At 69.0% G+C, this 21575-nt stretch carries 19 protein-coding genes and 6 pseudogenes; 15 read left to right on the top strand and 10 right to left on the bottom strand.

Going from position 1 to position 21575, the window contains the following annotated elements; all coding sequences use genetic code 11:
• Nucleotides 1-33 precede the first annotated feature (33 nt).
• Both G5C60_RS14965 and G5C60_RS14960 read right to left on the bottom strand, forming a co-directional pair.
• Nucleotides 34-555, bottom strand: a pseudogene (locus G5C60_RS14965) (ADP-ribosylglycohydrolase family protein); the annotation flags it as partial.
• A gap of 45 nt (nucleotides 556-600) precedes the next feature.
• A pseudogene (locus G5C60_RS14960) lies at nucleotides 601-1341 on the bottom strand (transposase family protein).
• 136 nt (nucleotides 1342-1477) lie between these two features.
• On the opposite strand from G5C60_RS14960, the gene G5C60_RS14955 reads away from it, so the two are divergent.
• On the top strand, nucleotides 1478-2995 hold the full coding sequence (locus G5C60_RS14955; protein WP_165259194.1) for a recombinase family protein: 1518 nt from the start codon (nucleotides 1478-1480) through the stop codon (nucleotides 2993-2995).
• 181 nt (nucleotides 2996-3176) lie between these two features.
• Here G5C60_RS14955 and G5C60_RS54135 read toward each other — a convergent pair.
• Nucleotides 3177-3313: pseudogene (locus tag G5C60_RS54135) on the bottom strand (IS481 family transposase); the annotation flags it as partial.
• A gap of 62 nt (nucleotides 3314-3375) precedes the next feature.
• Here G5C60_RS54135 and G5C60_RS52050 point away from each other — a divergent pair.
• Nucleotides 3376-3582: pseudogene (locus G5C60_RS52050) on the top strand (ABC transporter ATP-binding protein); the annotation flags it as partial.
• Between the two features lie 45 nt (nucleotides 3583-3627).
• Here G5C60_RS52050 and G5C60_RS14940 read toward each other — a convergent pair.
• Nucleotides 3628-4569 (bottom strand): LysR family transcriptional regulator, encoded by a 942-nt coding sequence (locus G5C60_RS14940; protein ID WP_165259190.1) that lies wholly within the window; start codon nucleotides 4567-4569, stop codon nucleotides 3628-3630.
• A gap of 127 nt (nucleotides 4570-4696) precedes the next feature.
• Between G5C60_RS14940 and G5C60_RS14935 the strand changes: the two genes are divergently transcribed.
• The 9 genes from G5C60_RS14935 to G5C60_RS14895 all read left to right on the top strand — a co-directional run bounded on the left by G5C60_RS14935 (nucleotide 4697) and on the right by G5C60_RS14895 (nucleotide 12774).
• Nucleotides 4697-5695 carry a fumarylacetoacetate hydrolase family protein gene (locus G5C60_RS14935; protein ID WP_420907374.1) on the top strand — a complete coding sequence of 333 codons (999 nt, stop codon included), beginning with the start codon at nucleotides 4697-4699 and terminating at the stop codon, nucleotides 5693-5695.
• Entirely contained in the window at nucleotides 5692-6663 is a 972-nt protein-coding gene (locus G5C60_RS14930; RefSeq protein WP_165259188.1) for a cyclase family protein, read from the top strand. The genes G5C60_RS14935 and G5C60_RS14930 overlap by 4 nt, the downstream gene beginning before the upstream one ends.
• 23 nt (nucleotides 6664-6686) lie before the next feature.
• Complete coding sequence (locus tag G5C60_RS14925; protein WP_241266806.1) at nucleotides 6687-7772, top strand: amidohydrolase family protein; 1086 nt, start codon at nucleotides 6687-6689, stop codon at nucleotides 7770-7772.
• Between the two features lie 24 nt (nucleotides 7773-7796).
• On the top strand, nucleotides 7797-8735 hold the full coding sequence (locus G5C60_RS14920) for a VOC family protein (RefSeq protein WP_165259185.1): 939 nt from the start codon (nucleotides 7797-7799) through the stop codon (nucleotides 8733-8735).
• 104 nt (nucleotides 8736-8839) lie between these two features.
• Nucleotides 8840-9811 (top strand): fumarylacetoacetate hydrolase family protein, encoded by a 972-nt coding sequence (locus G5C60_RS14915; protein WP_165259183.1) that lies wholly within the window; start codon nucleotides 8840-8842, stop codon nucleotides 9809-9811.
• The gene (locus G5C60_RS14910) at nucleotides 9808-10569 is read left to right on the top strand and encodes an SDR family oxidoreductase (protein ID WP_165259181.1); all 762 of its coding nucleotides are present in this window, start codon (nucleotides 9808-9810) and stop codon (nucleotides 10567-10569) included. The genes G5C60_RS14915 and G5C60_RS14910 overlap by 4 nt, the downstream gene beginning before the upstream one ends.
• Complete coding sequence (locus tag G5C60_RS14905; RefSeq protein WP_165259179.1) at nucleotides 10566-11336, top strand: SDR family NAD(P)-dependent oxidoreductase; 771 nt, start codon at nucleotides 10566-10568, stop codon at nucleotides 11334-11336. The genes G5C60_RS14910 and G5C60_RS14905 overlap by 4 nt, the downstream gene beginning before the upstream one ends.
• A gap of 11 nt (nucleotides 11337-11347) precedes the next feature.
• On the top strand, nucleotides 11348-12103 hold the full coding sequence (locus G5C60_RS14900) for a 3-oxoacid CoA-transferase subunit A (protein ID WP_165259177.1): 756 nt from the start codon (nucleotides 11348-11350) through the stop codon (nucleotides 12101-12103).
• Entirely contained in the window at nucleotides 12100-12774 is a 675-nt protein-coding gene (locus tag G5C60_RS14895) for a CoA transferase subunit B (RefSeq protein ID WP_277611328.1), read from the top strand. The genes G5C60_RS14900 and G5C60_RS14895 overlap by 4 nt, the downstream gene beginning before the upstream one ends.
• A gap of 413 nt (nucleotides 12775-13187) precedes the next feature.
• Here G5C60_RS14895 and G5C60_RS14890 read toward each other — a convergent pair.
• A pseudogene (locus tag G5C60_RS14890) lies at nucleotides 13188-13750 on the bottom strand (ISKra4 family transposase); the annotation flags it as partial.
• 80 nt (nucleotides 13751-13830) lie between these two features.
• Entirely contained in the window at nucleotides 13831-14202 is a 372-nt protein-coding gene (locus G5C60_RS14885; RefSeq protein ID WP_241266805.1) for a hypothetical protein, read from the bottom strand.
• Nucleotides 14203-14514: 312 nt separating this feature from the next.
• Between G5C60_RS14885 and G5C60_RS14880 the strand changes: the two genes are divergently transcribed.
• Together G5C60_RS14880 and G5C60_RS14875 are read left to right on the top strand one after the other, a co-directional pair.
• A complete protein-coding gene (locus tag G5C60_RS14880) occupies nucleotides 14515-16602 on the top strand; it encodes a HelD family protein (protein ID WP_165259175.1) in 2088 nt (695 codons plus the stop codon).
• 78 nt (nucleotides 16603-16680) lie between these two features.
• Entirely contained in the window at nucleotides 16681-16971 is a 291-nt protein-coding gene (locus G5C60_RS14875) for a DUF4193 domain-containing protein (RefSeq protein WP_165259173.1), read from the top strand.
• A 315-nt stretch (nucleotides 16972-17286) separates the two neighbouring features.
• Here G5C60_RS14875 and G5C60_RS54130 read toward each other — a convergent pair.
• Nucleotides 17287-17379 (bottom strand): annotated as a pseudogene (locus tag G5C60_RS54130) (transposase); the annotation flags it as partial.
• Between the two features lie 322 nt (nucleotides 17380-17701).
• Here G5C60_RS54130 and G5C60_RS14870 point away from each other — a divergent pair.
• The gene (locus G5C60_RS14870) at nucleotides 17702-18034 is read left to right on the top strand and encodes a transposase (RefSeq protein ID WP_165259171.1); all 333 of its coding nucleotides are present in this window, start codon (nucleotides 17702-17704) and stop codon (nucleotides 18032-18034) included.
• A complete protein-coding gene (locus G5C60_RS14865) occupies nucleotides 18022-18942 on the top strand; it encodes an IS3 family transposase (RefSeq protein ID WP_206439540.1) in 921 nt (306 codons plus the stop codon). The genes G5C60_RS14870 and G5C60_RS14865 overlap by 13 nt, the downstream gene beginning before the upstream one ends.
• Nucleotides 18943-19039: 97 nt before the next feature.
• Here G5C60_RS14865 and G5C60_RS14860 read toward each other — a convergent pair whose 3' ends face one another.
• The 3 genes from G5C60_RS14860 to G5C60_RS14850 form a co-directional block, all read right to left on the bottom strand.
• Nucleotides 19040-19696 (bottom strand): mycothiol-dependent nitroreductase Rv2466c family protein, encoded by a 657-nt coding sequence (locus tag G5C60_RS14860; RefSeq protein WP_165259159.1) that lies wholly within the window; start codon nucleotides 19694-19696, stop codon nucleotides 19040-19042.
• A gap of 182 nt (nucleotides 19697-19878) precedes the next feature.
• Nucleotides 19879-20712, bottom strand: coding sequence for an alpha/beta fold hydrolase (locus G5C60_RS14855; RefSeq protein ID WP_053740676.1), 834 nt, complete (start codon nucleotides 20710-20712; stop codon nucleotides 19879-19881).
• Between the two features lie 206 nt (nucleotides 20713-20918).
• Nucleotides 20919-21575 (bottom strand): SDR family oxidoreductase (locus G5C60_RS14850; protein WP_206439539.1); only part of this gene is annotated, 657 nt, incomplete at its 5' end.

Genomic DNA, 21575 nt, shown 5'->3' with positions numbered 1-21575 from the left:
GAGGCCACGACATGGAGCTGAGCCGTGAAGCGTTCACGGCTCCGTCTTCGTCTTCGGCTTCGTCTGCGTCAAGCGCAGTGTCCGTTCGGCCAGTTCGCTGATGCGTACGCCGTCGAAGCCGAACACCGCGCTGCGCACCGTGTCCTCCAGGGGGTCCTTCCACTGGGCCGGGATCGCGGTGGCTCCGTTCAGGACGCCCGCCACGGAGCCCGCGGTCGCGCCGTTCGAGTCGGTGTCGAGGCCGCCGCGTACGGTCAGGGCGATGGTGCGGGTGAAGTCCCCGTCGCCGTACAGGAGTCCGGCCGTCAGAACCGCGGCGTTCGGGACGGTGTGGATCCAGCCGAGCCCGGACGTCTCCTCGGCGAGCGTGGTGAGCGTCTCCTCCCAGGTCAGCCGGGAGGCGTGGAGTGAGTGCACCCGGCGTACGGTGCGGGCCAGGCGGCTGCTCGCCGGAATCACCGTCAGCGCGGTGTCCAGGGCGGCGCGCACACTCGGCGCGGTGAACGCGGCGGCCACCAGCGCCGCCGCCCACATCGCCCCGTACACGCTAAAACCCCGTTCTAAGCGCTACCTTGGAAGGGGTACAGGAAGTGGGCGTTTTCAGCGTTGCCGCTCCAGGGTGAGGACGGCGGAGGCGATTGACGTCATTCGATTCGGGCTGCACCGAGTTCTGTGGAAGATCCCCCATGCCTTCAGCCGCGCGATGCCGCGCTCGACCGGTGCCCGGGCTGAGGACAGCGCACGGTTGAGGCTCTGTTGGGTGGGCACTGCCCGGCGGACGTCTGAGGGCTGTCGTCACCCACGAGCTGGCCCCGATGTAGGCGCGGTCGGCGAGGACCGGGACGCCTTGGCGCTCGCAGATCCGGATGATCCGGTGGGTTCGGGTCGCAGTGAGGTCGTGTGTGCGGCCGGGCAGCGCAGGCGAGATCCACAGCAGTCGCCCGGCCGGGTCGGTCACGACCTGCACGTTCACCCCGTGTCGGCGGTGTTTGTGGGAGAAGTCGGCTCGGCTGTCGCTGACCCGGTCGCACTCCGCGAGAGTGCTGTCCAGCAGGACGAAGTCGGGATCGGCCTCGCGCAGGGCGCGCAGCAGGCCGGGCGCGCGGTTGGCCAGCAGGTCGACGACGGCTGCTACGTAGGCGTGGGCGGCGCCGACAGAAATACCGAAGCCGACCGCGAGCTTGGCGAGGGTGTCATGTCGGCGGAGGTACACCAGGCCGACCAGCGCACGCTGGTGCGGCGGAGCTTGCAGCGGCGGTCACCCTCCCGGGTGACGATGAGCAGGGTGACCCACTCGACCAGGGCATGCGGCAGGTCGAGTGCGGCAGGATAGGGAAGCAATAGGGCTCCTGCGCCGATGAGTTGAGACGTCGAACACCTCCCTCAACGGCACAGGAGCCTTGTCTGTTGCGGACGTCGGCGTCGTCACCCGATCAGTGGCCGTGCTGAAAGGGCTCAGTGACCCAGGGGAGGACCGATGACCACCGCCACAGCAGCGCTCACCGCCCGCGAGTACCTCCGCGTCAGCGTCGACAAGTCGGGCACCGAGCGCAGCCCCGAGCAGCAGCACGCGGAGCACTCCGAGACGGCCGCCGACCTCGGCGTCACCCTCGGCAAGCCCTACAAGGACATCGGCTCTGCCAGTCGGTACGCTAAGAAGGCCCGCGACGACTTCGAGCGGCTGCTCGCCGACCTGCGCAACAACCGGTTCGGCGCCGACCTGCTGTGGCTGTGGGAGTCCTCGCGCGGCAGCCGGAAGACCGGCGAGTGGGTGACGCTGCTCGACCTGTGCGAGGAGAAGGGCGTGCGCTTCTACGTGCAGACCCACGAGCGCATCCTCGACCCCCGCAACGGCAACGACCGGCGGACGCTGCTGCTGGACGCGGTCGACTCTGAGTACGAGAGCTACAAGACCCACAAGAGGGTGACGCGCGGCGTGAAGACCAACCTCAACCATCCCGGCGGAGCCAGGGGCCACGGCGTATGCCCCTTCGGCTGCGAGCGCGGCTACGAGCGTGTTCGGGACGCCAGTGGCCGCCGGGTCATGCGCCCCACCGAGCAGAGACCCAAGCCCAACGAGGCGCAGGCCGTCATCGAGCTGTTCTTCCGCATCCGGGCCGGGCACTCCATGGCCGCCATCGAGCGGGACTTCAAGGCGCGCGGCCTCGTCGGCCGCCAGGGCAAGCCGCTGAACGCGCGGACCATGCGCGGCATGGCGCAGCGCGTCGCCTACATCGGCAAGCGCACCCACAAGGGCAAGGAGCTGCCCGCGTCGTGGCCGGTCGTCGCTGACTTTGAAGGCGCCTCGTACGACGGCAAGCCCGTCAGCGTGGCGGAGTTCGTCAAGGTGTTCCACGAGGTGGAGGGCATTTTCAAGGACGGCGACCGGCGCACGAACTTCTCGGGCGGTGCCCGGCACGCCTTCAGCGGCACGCTGGTGTGCGACGTCTGTGACGCCCCCATGACCGTCACCTACCGCAAGGCGGCCGGTACTCCCCAGCCCCCGGCCTACCAGTGCCATGGCCGGGGCTGCACCCGCATCAACAAGGAGAAGACGGACTGCCTGCTCCGCACGGTGGTGTTCGCATACCTCGGCGCGAAGCTGGTTACCGTGCAGGCTGAACTGATCCTGAAGCGGAGCCAGTTGGAGGCGTTCGAGGCCGAGGACGTGGAGACCCCGGGCGAGGCGCGGCTCATCGGCCGCAAGATCGAGAGGCTGTCCGGCGAGATCCGTGAGCTGGAGAATGGCGAGATGGAGCTGACGCCCGGCCCGTCGCCGCTGGCCGCCCTGTTCGGCTACGGGCCCGACGTGGAGAAGCGCTGGGATGCCACGCCCGTGGAGGCGCAGCGCTCCATTGCCCGCATGCTGCTGGCGCCTGACGTGCTCGGGCAGGTGCGGGTCAAGCAGGTGTCCGCCAGCGCCTCGCCGGACGTCACGGACCGGCTCACGTGGGTGGACGCCGACGGCCGCGACGTGACCCCGTCGAGCCGCTGAGCGGCCGTCGCGTGACGGGGGCTCAGTGCTGTGCGGGGGACTACTTGCCTCGGTGACACCCGCATCTGCACCGGCGCACGAGCAGGATGCCGCCGCTGTGGATCAACGGCACGTCCTTGGTCTGGCGACAGTCGGCGTGCAGGTCGGCGTACTCGGGCCCGAACTCCGGCACGGTGCACTCCGCCTGCCGGCTGATCCCGAAGTACCGACAGGACATCGCGAGACGTTCCCGGTGACCTCTTCGACGTGGCGTATCACCGCCAGGCGCCGCTTGGACTCACGGTCAAGCGGCGGAGTGGTGGGAGCGGACTTCGGCATGCGGATCTCCATAGCGATCGGAGACCCAGGTGTCAACGGTGATCGTCAGTTTTAGACGACACTTCCTGCTGTGCACCTGGGCCACGCTCGCCGCCCTGGCCATCACCGGCCGCATCGCCCTCCCGATCGCGGCCACCGCGGTGGTTGCCGTCCAGACCACCCTGGCCGCTCTCGCCCAGGTCGTCATCAACGGCGCCGCAATGTTCCACACCTCGCTCTACCTCGCCGGCATGCAGGCCTTGCCGAGGGACACCTCCCCCTGGCCACCACCAGCTTCGTCCGGGCCTTGGATGCTGGGCACCTGTAGGAGCCCGCTATCTCGGTGCGACCGTGGCGCTACGGCCGGGATCGGAAGCGGCCAGCTGCGCTCCCACGCGGGCCGCGGTCTCGCGCAGCCAGATGTGGGCCGCGTCGTGGGTGTGCACCGGGTGCCACCACAGTGCCTCTTGGAGAGGCACCGCCCCGTAGGGCGGTTCCATGAGGCGTACGGCGGCCACGCCGCGCAGCAGCTCGGCCAGGCGCTGCTGTACCAGGGCGATCCGGCGGGTCCCGGCGACCAGGAAGGGCAGCGACTGGAAGCTGTCGACGGAGATCTCCACGCGGGGATCGACACCGAGCATGCTCAGCTGCCGGGCGGCCGGAGAGTCGTAGGCGCGCTGGTAGATGACCCAGGGCAGCCGTGCCAGGTCGTCCATGGTCAGCTGGTCGCCGATCTCGTCGTTGGTCTCGGCCACCAGGAAGGCCCAGCGGTCGGTGAACAGGTCGACGGCGGGGAAACCGCTGATGATGCCGTGCGGCATCAGAAGCCCGTCGGCCGTGCTGAGTTGCGCTGCGGTGTCCTCCATGAAGTCGAGGGGCGTCCGCTGGAAGCGCAGCCGTACCCCCGGGGCCTCGGCGTGCACGGTCCGGGCGAGCTCGGCGCCGAACACGGCGACTGCGTAGTCGGAGCCAAGCAGGGTGAACTCGTGCTCCTCGCTGCCCGGGGCGAAGTCGGCCCTGCTGCTGAAGACTAGTTCCAGCAGGTCGCAGGCGGTGGAGGTGCGGTCCAGCAGAGCGCGGCCGAGGGCGGTCAGTTCGTACTGTTTGCCGGCGCGCGCGAGCAGGTCGTCGTCGAAGTGGCGGCGCAGGCGGGCCAGGGCCGCGCTCATGGCCGGCTGACTGAGCCCGACGCGCTGCCCGGCGCGGGTGACGTTGCGCTCCTCCAGCAGGGCCCGCAGGGACAGGACGAGATTGAGATCGAGGCCGGCGAGGGACACGACGCCTCCAGAGCGAGGCCGCAGGCAGCGGCATTTGCACCACGGATGATCAACATCTAAAGAATCGATTTCCCAGATTACTCGTTGAGGGCGACAGTGGTCCCACCGCAATCTGGAGGACATTCCCGTGAAACCCGCAGCTGCTCCCGCGTCCTTCTCCGGACCCTTCGCCCTTGGCGTTCTCTCCGCCTCTGACCAGGCGCCTTTCCCCGGTCTCGTGATCCCCGGGGGGCGCGTGCTGGATCTTCGCACGGCCCTCGGGGAGCCGGCCCTGACGGCCCGGGCGATCTTCGACCGCTGGGACGAGATGCTCCCTCGCCCGCACGAACTCGCGGCCGACGAGACGGCCGACTGGCTACCGTCGGAGCGCCTGCGGGTGCACGCACCGGTCGAGCCCCGCCAGGTCTTCCAGTCCGGCGCCAACTACCGGCAGCACGTGATCGACCTGGAGGTCGCCCACCGCTCGCCCGACGACCCGCGCACCGTGGAGGAGGCGCGCGCGGAGGTCGCCGCGGTCATGGACCGCCGGGCCGCTGAGGACCTGCCGTATGTGTTCATCGGCCTGCCGAGCGCAATCACCGGCCCCTTCGACGATGTCGTACTCCCGGACTGGGCCGAACAGCCCGACTGGGAGCTCGAGTTGGCGGCCGTCATCGCCAAGCCCGCCTACCGGGTGACGGTCGAGGAGGCCCTGGAGTACGTCGCCGGGTACACAATCGCCAACGACCTCACCGACCGCGCCACCGTCTTCCGCCGGGACATGAAGGCCATCGGCACCGACTGGCTGCGCAGCAAGAACGCCTCCGGCTTCACCCCGCTGGGCCCGTGGATCGTGCCCGCCGAGTCAATCGCCGACCCGGGCGACCTGCGGGTCACACTGAAGCTCAACGGCGAGACCATGCAGGACGAGTCCACCAAGGACATGCTCTTCGGCATCGCCCGGCTGGTGTCCTACATCTCCCAGACCTCCCGGCTGCTGCCCGGCGACCTGGTGCTGACCGGTAGCCCGGCCGGCAACGGCATGTACTGGGGACGGCTGTTGCGCGACGGCGACGTCATGGAGGGCTCCATCACGGGTCTGGGCGCGCAGCGCACCCGCTGTGTCGCCGACAGGACCGCGTCGTGACGGCCCCGCTCGACCCCACGGACGCCGAGGGCGCGATCAACGAGGCCGCCAAGCGGTATTCCAACTGGGGGCGTTGGGGCGAGGACGACGTGCTCGGCACGCTGAACTTCCTCGACGAAGCCAAGCGACGCGAGGGTGCGGCACTGGTCCGCCGGGGCGTGAGTTTCTCGTTGTCGCAGCCGTTCGACATGGACGGCCCGCAGAAGGGCTGGCGCCGCCGCACCAACCCCGTCCACACCATGCTGGCCACGGGAACGGACGCGGCCCTCGGCAACCAGGGCATGCCGCACGGCTTCGGCGGCGCCGACGACGTGATCGCGATGCCGCTGCAGTGCTCCACCCAGTGGGACGGGCTCGGGCACATCTTCGACCATGGCAAGGCATGGAACGGTCGGGCGGCGGAGAAGGTCGTCACCTCCGACGGCGACCTCGTCACCGGCATCGAGCACATGGCCCCGTACGTCGCCGGGCGCGGAGTCCTCCTCGATGTCGGCCGGGTGATCGGCGGTGAACGCGGAGAGCTGCCGGACGGTTTCGCGATCACCGAGGAACACCTGACCGCGACGGCCGAGGCGCACGGCGTGGCCGTCGGCCGCGGGGACATCGTCGTCGTCCGGACCGGGCAGCTGGCGCGCGCCCGCCGCGAGGGCTGGGGCGACTATGCGGGCGGCGACTCTCCCGGCCTGTCCTTCACCACCGCCGGCTGGCTGCACACGAGCGAGATCGCCGCCATCGCCACCGACACCTGGGGCTTCGAGGTACGGCCGAACGAGTTCGACCGCGCCTTCCAGCCGCTGCACCAGGTCGTCATCCCCCACATGGGCCTGCTGATCGGCGAGATATGGGACCCCGACGCCCTCGCGGACGACTGCGCCTCCGACGGCGTGTACGAGTTCTGGCTCACCGCCGCGCCCCTGCCCATCACCGGAGCCGTCGGCTCCCCCGTCAACCCGGTCGCCGTCAAGTAATCCGCCCAACAAAGGAGTTGGCGATGGAAGGCCAGAGAGCACTGGTCATCGGAGGAGGCACCCAGCCCCCGGCTACCGCCGGGAGCCGCCCCTCGTCGAGCACGGACGCGCACACTTCCCCGACGGTCGACGTCCACGCGCACGTCCTGATCCCCGAGGTCGATGCCCTGGTGGCCGGCCTGCCGGGCCTGGCACAGGCCAAGGCCCTCGATGCCCGTCGCAACGGGCCCGCGGCCCTCGCCGTCACCGGCCCCATGGTCGCCGAACGCATCCCGAGGCTGACGGACGTCGCCGTACGACTGGCCGCGATGGACGCGCAGGGCGTGGACGTCCAGCTGGTCAGCCCGTCGCCCTCGCACTACCACTACTGGGCGGACGAGGAGACGGCGGAGAAGGTGTACCGCCTGGCCAACGAGGCGACGGTCGCCCACTGCGCCCAGGTGCCCGGCCGGCTGCACGGTCTGGGCCTCGTCCCCCTGCAGCACCCGGAATCGGCGGTGCGCGCGCTCGACCTCGCCGTGAGTATGGGCCTGTTGGGTGTCGAAATCTCCTCGCACGCGCCTGGCCGGGAGCTGTCGGACCCCGCCTACGAACCCTTCTGGACCCGGGCCGAGGAAACGGGAGCGATCCTCTTCCTGCACCCCTTCGGCTGCACGCTCGACGAACGCCTCGACCAGTGGTACCTGTCCAACACCGTCGGCCAGCCCACCGAAAACGCCGTCGCGCTCTCGCACCTGATCTTCTCCGGGGTGCTGGACCGGCATCCGGAGCTGAAGGTCATCGCCGCGCACGGGGGCGGCTATCTGCCCACCCACATCGGCCGCTCCGACCACGCCTGGTCGGCCCGTTCCGACGCGGGCGCGGGCTGCGCCCACCTGCCCAGCAGCTACCTCAAGCGCCTGTACTTCGACTCACTGGTCCACGACCCGCAGGTACTGCGGGCACTGATCGGCGCGGCCGGCCCGGACCGTGTGCTGCTCGGCTCCGACTTCCCCTTCGATATGGGCACCGAGGACCCCGTCGGCGCACTGCGCGCCGCCCGCCTGCCCGACGACGACTTCCACGCCGTGCGCGGCGGCAACGCCGCAACGCTGCTGCGCCTCACCTGACCCCCCGCAGGAGGAAAACCCATCATGAGCGCACGCCTGCTCACCCATCTCCGGCACGTCGACCTCGCCGTGCCCGACTACGACAAGCAACTCGACTTCTACGCCGACGTCTGGGGCCTGACCAAGGTCGCCGAGGACTCCGGCATCTCCTTCCTCGCCGCCGAAGGCAGCCCCGAGCAGTACGTGGTACGGCTGCGCAAGGCCGAGGAGAAGCGCCTCGACCTCGTCTCGTACGGCGCCGCGAGCGCGGCGGACGTGGACACCCTCGCCGAGCAACTCCTCGCCGGAGGAGTGCAGTTGATCTCCCAGCCGGGCAAGGTCGACACCCCCGGAGGCGGGTACGGCTTCCGGTTCTTCGACGTCGACGGACGCACCATCGAGGTCTCCGCGGACGTCAACGTCCGGCAGCACCGCAAGATCGAGGAGAAGGAGGCCATCCCGGTCAAGCTGTCGCACGTCGTCCTCAACTCCCCGGATCTGAACCGCACTCGGGAGTGGTACGAGCGTCACCTCGGATTCCGGCTCTCCGACACGCTGATGCATCCGAAGATGGGCGAGGCGATGCACTTCATGCGCATCAGCAACCAGCACCACTCCATGGCCATCGCCCAAGGGCCGCACACCGCCCTGCACCACGTCTCCTTCGAGATGCGCGGCATCGACGAGTACATGCGCGGCTCCGGCCGCGTGATCCGCGCCGGCTTCCAGAAGGTCTGGGGGCCCGGCCGGCACCTGGCGGGCGACAACACCTTCACCTACTTCCTCGACCCGCACGGCAACACCGTCGAATACACGACGGAACTGGAGCTGCTGGACGAGGACACCTGGCACCCCCACGTCTACGACTTCTCCCAGCCCGGGGTCGCCGACCAGTGGGGCACGGCGAACCCGATGAACGAGCTGATCGCCAAGGAGTCGTTCAACGACGTCGACCGCGGCTGCTTCGTCGCCCCGCCGGTCTGACGCCTCGAACCGCGGGGACGCGGTGGCCCTGTCACCGCCCTGACGCCCTTGCCGCGTCCCCGCTTCCCACCGCTGTCGAAGACCGCCAGAGCCTGGAGCCGTGCATGCGTTTCGCCACCTATGAACACCGACACCAGCGCAGGGTCGCCGTCGTGGAGGAGGACGGCACCCTCCACCCGGTTCCCGGGGCGCGCTCGCTCACGGAGCTGATCAGCGGCGGCGACGGACTCGACGCACTCCTGCGCGCCGGCGCCGCCACGCTCGACGTCCCGCCGGGCCCTCACGTGTCCGAGGTGCGGCTGCTGCCACCGCTTCAGCCGCCCACCGTGCGGGACTTCGTCACCTTCGAGGAGCACGTCGAAGGGGTACGGCGGTCCATGGACGGCGTCGGCGGGGCGCCCGAAGCCTGGTACGACGCCCCGACGTTCTACTTCACCAACCCGTACGCCGTCATCGGCGCCCACGACGACGTCCCGGTGCCGCCGGGCAGCGAAGTCCTCGACTTCGAGCTGGAGGTCGCCGCCGTCATCGGCCGCGAAGGGCGGGACCTGACGCCGGAACAGGCACGGGACCACATCATCGGCTACACGGTCTTCAACGACTGGTCGGCCCGCGACCTGCAGTCCCGCGAGATGCAGGTCCGCCTCGGCCCGTGCAAGGGCAAGGACACGGCCACCACCCTCGGCCCGTACCTGGTCACCGCCGACGAACTGGAGCCGTACCGGGACACCGACGGCTTTCTGCGCCTGGCGCTGACCGCGTCGGTGAACGGCGAGGTCATCGGCAAGGACCTGCTGTCCAACATGAGCTGGACCTTCGAGGAGATGGTCGCCTACGCCTCGCGTGGCACCGTCGTCCGCCCCGGCGACGTGCTCGGCTCCGGCACCTGCGGCAACGGCGGCTGCCTCGCCGAGCTGTGGGGCGTCCGGGGCGAGCAGTCCCCGCCCCCGCTGAAGCCGGGCGACACCGTCACCCTCACCGTGGAGGGCATCGGGACCGTCTCCAACACCGTGGTCGCGGGGAGGAATCCGGAGCCCCTGCCGACCGCCCGCCGCCGCACCCGGGAACGGCCGTGAACGACCTGCACCCCAAGAGACTCCTCGGCAAGGTCGTCGTCGTCACCGGCGCCGCGCGCGGCCAGGGCGCCGCCGAGGCCGAGGCCCTGACCCGCGAGGGCGCCCGCGTCATCGCCACCGACGTCACCGAGGCCCCCGGCTGCCGCCAACTCGACGTCACCGACGAGGAGCACTGGGCGGAGCTGGCCGCCGAACTGCGGGAGTCGTATGACCGGGTGCACGGTCTGGTCAACAACGCGGGCATCACCTGGCGTGCCCGCCTCGGCGAAGTGACCCCCGACGACTTCGCCCGCGTCCACACCGTCAACGTCACCGGCCCGCTCCTTGCCATCCAGCACCTGACGCCGCTGACGCGGCGCGTGCCGCCCGGCTCGTCCATCGTCAACGTCGGCTCCACCGCCGCGCTCACCGGCCACTACCCGGTCGCCTACACGACCAGCAAATGGGCACTGCGCGGCCTGTCGAAGACCGCGGCCACGGAGCTGGGCCCGCGCGGCATCCGCGTCAACACGATCCACCCCGGCTTCATCGAGACCGAGATGACCGCCTCCGCCGCCCCCGCCTTCCGCGAGGCGAACATCCGCGAGACCCCGCTCGGCCGCACCGGCACGGTGGACGAGGTCGCCCCGCTCGTGGTCTTCCTCCTGTCCGACGAGTCCTCCTTCATCACCGGCGCCGAGATCCCGGTCGACGGCGGACTCACCGCGCACGGCGGCGTGAAGTCCATCGCCGACGCGTTGCGCCCGGAGGCGTCATGAGACGCCTCGAAGGCAAGGTGGCCCTGATCTCCGGCACCGCCCGTGGCCAGGGCCGGGCGGCGGCGCTGCGCTTCGCGGCCGAGGGCGCGATCGTCGTCGGCGGAGACCTGCTGCACGAGGAGGCGCTGGAGACTCAGCGGCTCGTGGGGGAGGCGGGCGGCACGGCCCTGACTCCAGGCCCGCTGGACGTCACGGACGAGGCGTCCGTCCGCGCGTGGGTGCAGGAGGCTGTGGACGCCTTCGGCGGGATCGACATCCTCTACGCCAACGCCGGCGCCGTCCGTTTCGGAGCCGTGGACACCCAGCCGTACGAGGACTTCACCTTCACCCTGCGCACGGAGCTGGACTCAGTATGGCTGGCCGCGCACGGCGCCTGGCCGCACCTGGTGCGCAGCCGCGGCTGCGTCCTCACCGTCGGCTCGACGGCCGGACTGACCGGCTCGCTGACCAACCAGCGCTCGGCGCACTCCGCCTCCAAGGGCGCCGTGATCGCCCTGACCCGCCAACTCGCCGCCGAAGGCGCCCCGCACGGCATCCGGGCCAACTGCGTCAGCCCCGGGATGGTCGACACCGAGGGCTCGCGCGGTGACCTGCTCGCCGCCGATCACCCCATGTGCACCATCGCCCGCCACATCCCCCTCGGCCGCGTCGGCCTCCCCGACGAGGTCGTGGGCGCCGCCGTCTTCCTCGCCTCCGACGAGGCCTCGTACATCACCGGCGCCAACCTCGTCGTCGACGGCGGCTGGTCATCCGTACTCCCCGGCTGAAAGGTCGCTCAGTGAACAAGGTCAGCACGAACGCCGCCGAGGCGGTCGCCGACATTCCCGACGGCGCGTCACTGGCCGTCGGCGGCTTCGGCCTCAGCGGCATCCCCGAAGTGGTGATCCGGGCCCTGCACGAACAGGGCGCCACCGGCCTGCAGGTCGTGTCGAACAACTGCGGCGTGGACGGCCGCGGGCTGGGCGTGCTGCTCGCCGCCGGCCGGATCCCCCGCGTGACGGGCAGTTACGTGGGCGAGAACAAGGAGTTCGCCCGCCAGTACCTGTCGGGCGAGCTGGAGGTGGAACTGGTGCCGCAGGGCACACTGGCCGAACGGCTGCGCGCCGGCGGCGCGGGCATCCCCGCGTTCTACACCCCGGCCGGTGTGGGCACCCAGGTCGCCAACGGCGGTCTGCCGTGGAGGTACGCGGCGGACGGCTCGGTCGCCGTGGCCTCCCCGCCCAAGGAGACACGCGACTTCCACGGCCGACCGCACGTCCTGGAGCACGCCATCACCACCGACTTCGCCCTCGTCCGGGCCTGGCGGGGGGACCGGCACGGCAACCTGGTCTTCCGCCGCGCCGCGGCCAACTTCAACCCGCTCGCGGCGATGGCTGGCCGGATCACGATCGCCGAGGTCGAAGAGCTCGTGGAACCGGGCGAGCTGAGCCCCGACGCCGTCCACCTCCCCGGCGTCTTCGTCCAGCGGATCGTGGAGCTCACCCCCGCTCAGGCCGCCGACAAGCAGATCGAGAAGAGGACGGTACGAGCATGAGCCCGACGATGGACACGCCCCGGGGCTGGACCCGCGACCAGATGGCCGCCCGCGCCGCCGCCGAACTCACCGACGGCTCCTACGTCAACCTGGGCATCGGCCTGCCCACCCTCATCCCCGGCCACCTCCCGCCCGGCGTGCAGGTGGTGCTGCACTCCGAGAACGGCATCCTGGGCACCGGCCGCTATCCGACCGCCGACGAGGTCGACCCGGATCTCATCAACGCGGGCAAGGAAACGGTCACCGTCGTGCCCGGCGCGTCCTTCTTCGACTCGGCCCTGTCCTTCGGCATGATCCGCGGCGGTCACATCGGCACCGCGGTGCTGGGCGCCATGCAGGTGTCTGAACGCGGTGACCTGGCCAACTGGATGATCCCCGGAAAGATGGTCAAGGGCATGGGCGGAGCGATGGACCTGGTACACGGCGCCCGCCGCGTCATCGTCCTGATGGAGCACACCGCCAACGACGGCAGCCCGAAGATCCTGACCGAGTGCACCCTGCCGCTCACCGGCGAACGGTGCGTCCACCGCGTCATCACCGACCTCGGCGTCCTCGACATCACACCCGACGGCCTTGCCGTCGTCGAGACCGCACCCGGCATCACCCTCGACGAGATCACCGCGAAGACGGCCGCGCCCCTGCGGACCGACTCCGTCACCGCTGCCTGCTGAACGCGGTCGTCCACGACCCCGCTCGCAGGTTCGGGCAGCGGCCCGTCACCACTGCCCGAACGCGGCCGACCCGGTAGGTCTCGGGCATGCCCGCAATCGCGGTCCGCTTCCGCCCGAACCGCTTGAGCGGAACCGGCACCGATCGGTTTGGCTGCGGCTTTCCTCACGCCGGATGAGATCTTCGGGGCACCGTTGACTGCTGACTACACCATGCGACAGTTGCAGCGTGTTCCCGTGGAGGTAGTTCTGCGCTTCTGTGCCATGGTCCTCAACGCCCTGACCGTTCCCGGGGCTTCTGCCGCCGCAGTCGATCAGGGGTTTGTCGACCTGGTGTTCAGCGAGCCGGTCCGTAGCAGTGTTCTCAACCCGCTCAATTGGCGACGGGTGCGGCTCTTTGAAGTGAAGGTCGTGGATCAGGCGGTCGGTGTGTGTCCGGCCTGGTCGGGGCTGGGGTAGAGCCGCTGGTGTTCGCGCTGGGTGTGGAAGGTCCAGTAGGCGTCGAGGTCGTTGTTGGCGGTGAGGGCGCGGAGGCGGAGGACGGCTTCGGCTCCTTCGAGTCTCCAGCGGGCGCCGGTGATGTCGAGGCGGTCGCCGATGAGGTGGCGGCAGGTGCCTTCGATGGCGCCGGTGGCGATGGGCCAGCCGGCTTCGAGTGCGGTGTCGTTGTGGAGCTGGTCGAGGTGGCCGGTGAGGTAGCGGTGGCATGCGGTGACGGCCTGGCGGCGTGAGCCGGGCAGGCGTTCACGGTCGGCCTGGGTCAGCATCTCGTCGGCGGCGCGGAGGGCTTGGCCTGCGAGGATCGTGGTGAGATGGTCGGCGGCCCATGTCTCGGCCTCGCGGTTGCCGGGGTGTGGAAGGCGTGTGCGGCGGCCCAGACGTACTCCGCGACGTGGACGAAGTCGAGCAGGATGTGGACGGTGATGTTGCGGCGTTCGGCTTCGGCGTGGATGAGGCCGAGCTGGTGGTGGGCGCCGTTAAACTCCGCTGCTCGACGACCCGGACCACGAGCCTTGTCCAAGCCGTCCTGGTCCTCCAGCTCGCTGCCACGTGCTGAGATCAACCCGCAGCATTTACCAGGTCCGTCAATTCGGCCTCGGTCGTCCCAGCCCGCAGACAAACGTCGAAGGTGTAACCCTCATCGCAGAACACCAGGTCAAGGTCCATGGGTGCCAGCCTGCGGAAGACGATCGCCAGCCAGATCGCGTCTTCCTCCCAGACGTCCATGTACAGGCAGGTCCCGTCTTCGTGCAGATATGCCTCCCCTGGACCGTTCCCCGTCTCAAATTGCCATACGAGGCTGCGCGCTTCACTGCGGTGCACCGAGTGGATCTCGACCTCAGACCACCGGTCACGGATCGCGTCTGTCAGCGCGTCCCGATCGATGCGCCATCCGCCGGCCTCACCCTCGACCACCGCCAAGAAAGTCATAGCCAGGGTCTACCAGATGCCCGTGACACAGCGCCGATCGGCTGTCGCCTGAGGTTGGAATGGGCTCAGTAAATAAAGATCCAGGTATACATCCATGAGACCCTTCAAAACCGAAGACAGGATCACCGCGACTCCTACGCGATGCAGACAAAATCACTCTTGACAAAAACACGCACGCGTGAGCACTGAGACGGAGGCCAAAGCGGCTCAGCATTACCTCTGGTGACGGTGACTACTTTCTCGAATAGGTCAAAATTTACTTTCCCTGGGCTCTAGTCGATAGTGGGCACCCGAATCGAGAGGAGCCCTCCGTTGTCACTGTCCAACGACTCCGCTGCGCGTCAGGTCGAGTGGGAACGGGCGCGAGTTTCCACGCTGTACGAGCTGCTCACAGAGCGGATCTCCGAGGCACGGACACGTCTGGCGGAAGTACTCAGGACCCCGGCCGAGAGTGCGAGCGAGACATACGAGCGCGGGATCGCCGCCGACCGCCTGACGCAGGAGATCGGACGGCTCGAAGGGGCCGAAAACGGACTGGCCTTCGGCCGCATCGACTGGGCGGACGGCACCACACTGCACATAGGCCGGATCGGCCTGCAGACAGAGGACGACGACCTGCCCCTGCTCGTCGACTGGCGTGCGCACGCGGCGCGGCCCTTCTATGAGGCCACGCCCGTTCACCCGATGAACCTGCGGCGACGCCGGCACCTGCGCCTGGACGGGCGCGCGGTGGTCTCGGTGAGCGACGAGCTGCTGGACGGTTCCGCCCCGACCACCGAGGACGTCGTGGGCGACGGCCCGTTGACCGAGGCCCTTTCGGCACGGCGTACGGGCCGAATGCGCGCGGCCGTCGCAACGTTGCAGACCGAGCAGGACAAGATCGTCCGCTCCGCGCACCGCGGCGTGACGGTGGTGCAGGGCGGGCCCGGGACGGGCAAGACGGTGGTCGCGCTGCACCGGGCGGCGTATGTCCTGTACGCGTTCCCGCGCGCTGCGAAGGAAGGCGTCCTGGTGGTCGGGCCCAACGCGCGGTTCCTCGACTACATCTCCCAGGTCCTGCCCTCGCTCGGCGAGAACGACGTCGTGCTGGCGACATGCCAGGAACTGGCCGGAGTGGTCCCCACCGCGGTGGAGTCGTTCGACACCGCGCGCCTCAAGGGCAGTTCCGCTCTCGCTGACGCACTTGCCGACCTGCTGCGCACCCGTCAAAGTCCGCGCGGCGACCTCACCTTGCGTGTCGGGCAGGACGTGGTTCACCTTACGGAAGCCACAGTCCGCACCGCACGCGACGCCGCTGTGGCGACCGGGCTGGGACACAATCCAGCGCGCCAGGTGTTCAAGGAGCTTCTGGTCGACGCCCTCACCGAGACGCTGGAACGCAATACGGCTGACCTCTTGGAGCAGATCGACAACGAGGTGGCCCAGCTGACGGGCCGGAACCTCGACCGATTCACGGCGGCGGACCTGGCCCACCCCAGCCCCGACGATGCAGCCGCCTCGGGATCGGCCGCCCTTTTCGACGCGGACGTCGTCCGGGCCGAGCTCCTCGACGACCCCCACGTCGACCAGGCCGTGGAAGCGCTGTGGCCGCACTTGACACCCGGTGGCCTCGTGCGGGCTCTCCTGACAGACCTCGGCACTCTCGCCGAGTACCTTCCCTGGCTGACACCGGACGAGCGGTCGCGTCTGCTGCGTGCCCCGGACGCGCCGTGGACCGATGCCGATGTAGCGCTGCTGGACGAGGCGGCCAGCTTGGTCGACGGCCCGCCGGAGCGCGTGTACGGGCACGTTGTCGTCGACGAGGCACAGGAGTTGACCGCCATGCAGTGGCGGATGATCGTCCGCCGCTGCCCGGCAAAAGCCATGACGCTGGTGGGCGACTTCGCCCAGGCGGGCCCGGTCACGACGGCGCATGACTGGAAGGAGGCGTTGAGTCCGCATGTCGGCCCGCGGTTCCAGCTGCACAGTCTGACGGTCAGTTACCGCACCACGCAGGAGATTCTCGCGAGTACCCGAGAACTGCTCGCCCGGATCGCTCCGGACCAGGAGCCGACACGGTCACTGCGCACTGGCGAGACTCCCCGCACCGTGACCACACCTGCTGAGAAGCTGGTCGCCACCGTCGTCCAGGAACTTCGCGACCAGAGCTCCGCGTACCCGGGCGAGTTCCTCGGGGTCATCTGCGCAGAGGCGAGGGTGGACGACCTGACAGCCTCTGACATCGCACAGCACGCACGCATCGTTCCAGCATCCGAAGTGCGCGGGCTGGAGTTCGACGGAGTCGTCGTCATCAGCCCCGAAGAGATCACCACGGCGCGCCCCGGCGGGGAGAGGGACCTGTACGTAGCCCTGACCCGGGCGACCAAGCGGCTCTGCACGATCACCGTCCAGCCCGCCTGACACACTCCGTCCGCTTCCCACCGCTCAGACAGCGCAGACATACGCGAGCACGGCAAACACCAAGACAAAGAAGGCAAGATGGCGAAGGACTTCGACACCCCACGCAACGACGGCATCATCGACAACCTTGAGGAGCTCAACACCCGAAGCACCAGCAAATCCACTCTTGCCATCGACATGGACGAGTCCGAGGCCGCCGAGGGCCTCGAACTGCCCGGTGCCGATCTTTCGGGCGAGGAGCTGACAATCCAGGTGCTTCCGCAGCTGGACAACGAATTCATCTGTACGGTCTGCTTCCTCGTGCGCCACCGCAGCCAACTGGCCGATGCGAGCAGCGGCCCTCCCGTCTGCCGCGACTGTGACGTCTGACCGTGCGCGCGTGATGTCGTCCTTGGGAGGTCAGTCGCGGCGAGGTAGCTGTCGATGGGGTCGGACCGGTATGGGATCTTCTGAAGTCTGCGACACAGAACCGGCGCTGCCGCTTGGTCCACGTGTCCTTCACTCAGCCGGTCACTGTGTCCTCATCGGGGGCGTTGCGGGCACCTCCACCGAAAAGTAGGTCCTCGCGGCCGGCCGGCGCGTACCCCAAAGCACGCGAACCCCCACGTCAGACCGCGCGTGACCGGGTGCAAGTTGCCACCAGTTCCCGGTCTGAGACCTTCAGGATTCGGCTTTAGAAGCTTAGGTGACGTGAGTGTTCAGACGGTCCCAGACCAACAGGATCGGCGCCTTGACGAGTTGGTGGACGCCGTCGACGAGTGCGATGAAGTCCCGCTGGAGGGCGGGTTCGATCCCGAGGGACGTCAGATCATCGCCAACGTCGCCGCCGACGTGGAGGCGGGCCGGCCCGCCCCGGGAGCGTCGTCTCCTACACCGCTCTGGGCTGGACCCCGTACGCGCTGGCGGCCAAGGAGCGCGGGGTCCTCGAACGCCGTCCCATGTTCACCGCGATCGAACCGGGGGAGTGCGCGAGGAGGACGGCTCCTTCACGCCGGTCGACGTGATCCTGTGGGCGGCCACGGGTTTCAAGGCCGCACTCTCGCACCTTGAGGTTCCCCTCCTACTGTGGAGACCGTGACCGGAGGGATAGTTGGGGGTCATGGCATCCAGGAAGCGCATCTACGACGCTGAGTTCCGCGAGGGAGCGGTACGGATCGTGACGGAGACCGGGAAGCCGATTCCGGAGGTGGCTGAGGATCTGGGCATCCACTCGGGGACGTTGCACAGCTGGGTGTCGCGGGCGCGGCGCAACGGGTCGCCGTCGCGGGACCAGCCGGTGGCCGAGCCGTCGCCCGGCGGTCGTCTGCGGGAGAGTGAGCGGGCGGAGCTGGAGCGGCTGCGGGCCGAGGCTCGGGAGAAGGACAAGCGCATCCGCGAGCTGGAGATGGAGCGTGATGTGTGCAAGCGATTCGTGGCCTTGTGGGTGAAGTAGCTGAGGCGGACCCGGCCGTTGCGGTCGGGGTGATCAGCAGCTGCAAGGCCGAGCAGAAGATTCCGTACCGCACCGCCTGCCGGGCGCTGGGGGTGTCCGAGTCGTGGTTCTACAAGCGGCGGGATCGTCCGCCGACAGCGCGTGAGGCGCGCTGGCAGCAGCTGGCAGAGGAGATCGAGGAGGTCTTCCACGGCTCGGGCGGCACTTACGGCTCGCCGAAGGTGTTCATCGAGCTGGCGCGCAGAGGCTGGCGAGTGTCGGTGAACACGGTCGCGAAGGTCATGGCCGAGCTTGGGCTGGCCGGACGGAAGGTGCGCCGCCGCCGGTCGCTGACCAGGCCGGGCAAGCGGCCTGCCGCCCCGGACTTCGTGCGCCGGGACTTCACCGCCGAGGAGCCCGATCTCGTCTGGGCGGGCGATCTCACCGAGATCGAAACTGGCGAGGGCAAGCTGTACTTGGCGACGGTCATCGACCTGTTCTCCCGCCGCCTGCTCGGCTACGCGATGGCCGAGCGTCACGACGCCGACCTGGTCGTCGCCTCGCTGAACATGGCCGCGGCCACCCGCGGCAGCGACGTGCGCGGCGTGATCATGCACACGGACAGGGGTAGCGAGTACTGCTCGCGGCGGTTCAGGCGGGCCTGTCGCAAGCTCGGCGTGGTCCAGTCCATGGGCAGAGTCGGATCTTGCTTCGACAACGCCGTGAGCGAGGCGTTCAACAGCGTCCTCAAAGTCGAGTACGTCCACCGGCACACCTTCCGCACCTGCACCGAGGCACGCATCAAGATCGCCACCTGGATCACCGACTTCTACAACGCCAGGCGGCTACACAGCGTGTGCGGGTTCAAGAGCCCGATCGACTACGAACGTGACTACCGAGCCACCCTCGCCGAGGGACTGGCCGCATAGATCGTCTCCACGCTGCGAGGGGATTGACACAACCCCTTCGACCCTCCCGTGAAGATGCCCAAGCCCGATTGAGCCCCCGCTTCGAGCCCCCGCTCCCTCACAGGTTGCTGAAGTCCGGACCCGCCGTGCGGGTGCGCTTGATCTCGTAGAAGCCCGGGACGGAGGCGACCAGCAGGGTGCCGTCCCAGAGTTTGGCGGCCTCCTCGCCCTTGGGGGTCGGCGTGACGACGGGGCCGAAGAAGGCGAGCTGTTCGCCGTCGGCGCCGGGCACGGCGATGACGGGGGTGCCGACGTCCTGGCCCACCTTGTCGATGCCTTCCTTGTGGGAGGCGCGCAGCTCCGCGTCGAACTCGAAGTCCTCCTGGTCCGCGTACTCGATCAGGTCCGCGGGGAGGCCGGCGTCTTCGAGGGCGGCCGCTATCACCTCGCGGGTCGGGCCCTCGCCCTGGTTGTGGAATCGGGTGCCCATGGCCGTGTAGAGCGGGCCGAGCACCTCGGCGCCGTGCTTCTGCCAGGCGGCGGTCACCACCCGGACCGGGGCCCAGGCCTTGGTGGACAGCAGCTCCCGGTACTCCTCGGGCAGCTCGTCCAGCTTCGGCTCGTTCAGGACGGCGAGGCTCATGATGTGCCAGCGGACCTCGATGTCCCGGACCTTCTCCACCTCCAGGACCCAGCGCGAGGTCATCCAACTCCAGGGGCACAGGGGGTCGAACCAGAAGTCGACGGGGGTCTTGACTGAGGCCTGCTCGGACATGGCTCTCCTCGAAAAAGGGCAAAAGGGGCGGCAACGGTCGCTGCCTGAGTGCTGTCGCCGGACCGCCCGCGTCGCCGGCCTGCTGGGACGTGGCCGCCTGGTCGAGCAGGTAGGCGGTGAGGGTGGTGACGACCTTGCCGACTGTGGGAGGTTGCGGCTCAAGCCGCTCACCGTGCGGGGAGTCAGCCGAAGAACTTTTCCAGTTCGGCTGCCAGGGCCTCCGGCTGCTCCTCCGCGACGAAGTGGCCGCTGTCCTCGATGCCGCTGTAGCGGATGTCGTTGGCCTTGTCTTCCATCATGGGCCGCATGAAGTCGCCGCCGATGGCCAAGACGGGCATCTCCAGCGGGGGATACGAGTCGTTGTCGGCCACATCCTGGTGGAAGGTGTGGAATACGCCGAAGCCCGCGGTCAGTGCCTCGGGTGTGTCGTAGGCCCGGGCGTAGATGGCCCGGCTCTCCTCGCTGATCCGCTCGGGGTGGCGCGCGAGGTGTTCGGCCGACCAGTCGATCACGTGCCGAAACCGCCCCGCGAGAAGCTTGGCGGGCAGTCCCTCGATCTGGCTCAACGGGTATGTCCACAGGTTCAGATCACCGGGCCCGGGGAACGGCTTGGCGAAGTGCTGGAATGCCTGCGAGAAGGGGGCGCCTTCCCACAGGGCGAGCTTCTTGGTGGCCTGCGGATAGTTGGCGGCGAAGCTGTAGGCGACCATCGCACCGATGTCAGCACCGGCAATGTTCACCTGCTCGTGGCCCAGGCCGCGGACCAGTTCGTAGATGTCCTTCGCCATGGTCTTCTTGTCGTAGCCGCCCTCGGGCTTGTCCGACTCTCCCTGGCCGCGGTAGTCCACGGCGATGACGCGGAAGTGTTCGGCCAACGGGGTCATGATCTTGTGGAGGCCGTGCCAGGTGCGCGGAAACCCGTCCATGAGGACCAGCGGCTCGCCTTCGCCGCCGATGACGTAGTGGAGCCGGGTGCCGTTCACGTCGGCATAACGGTCTTCGAATCCTTCAAGCATGTGTGGCTCCTATTCGGGCTGATCATTTCTGCGGTGGGGGCTCCCGCGTGCGGGACGGCGCATACGGGAGGAGGTACGACCAAGTTGACGATGCATCAACTATTGATGTGGTCAACGCCCCCCTCCCGCCTGTTCAAGGCGTGGCGCACTGGAGGCAGGGCCTGGTCAGGTTCGTTTGTTGGTGGCGTGGCCGGTCGAGGGCTGTGTCATTGACCGGTGCGTGATGCCTGAAGTCCGGTGCGGACTGGAGGACTTCGCGGCGATGTGTTCGAGCCGTTCGCTCGGGCGGATCGGCGCCGGCGGGGCGGGGGTGCATCTGCGGTGCCTACTGCTGGACGGGCAGTGGAAACAGGTGGAGCACCCGCTCGCGGTGTCGCTGACCAGAGGAAGCCGCAGGCGACGTCACGCAGTTGCTGCCGTTGCTGGGCAAGGTCCCGGCGGTGGCCGGCGCCGTGGGCCGCCTTGATGCCGCCACCGATGAGCACCACCCCGAACGACTGCCCGTCGAACAGTCGGCGCAGCTCGGCCTCGGCCTCGTCGGGGTCCAGGCTGACATAGCCCGCCTCGCCGTCGATGCCTGTGGCCTGGAGCGCAGCCCAGCTGCGCTTCCTCATGGCGAGCAGATCCTCGAGCGTCTCAACCCCCGGCGGGAAATCGTCCGGCGAAAGCGCGTCAGACCAGGGCATGAAGTAGCCGGTGAGGGCGTCGGCCAGCTTGCGTTCGGCCGCTTCCTGGTCGGTGGCGCGGACCAGGTAGACGACGTGGGCGTCGCTGCGGCGCAGCAGGTCGAACAGGAGGTGGGCGCCGAGGAATCCGGTGGCGCCAGTGAGGAGGATGCGGCGGGGTTCCACGGGGTCGGGGGC

The sequence above is a fragment of the Streptomyces scabichelini genome, assembly GCF_011045015.1.
In the GTDB taxonomy this organism is placed as follows: domain Bacteria; phylum Actinomycetota; class Actinomycetes; order Streptomycetales; family Streptomycetaceae; genus Streptomyces; species Streptomyces scabichelini.
This window is presented reverse-complemented; position numbering and strand designations above follow the sequence as displayed.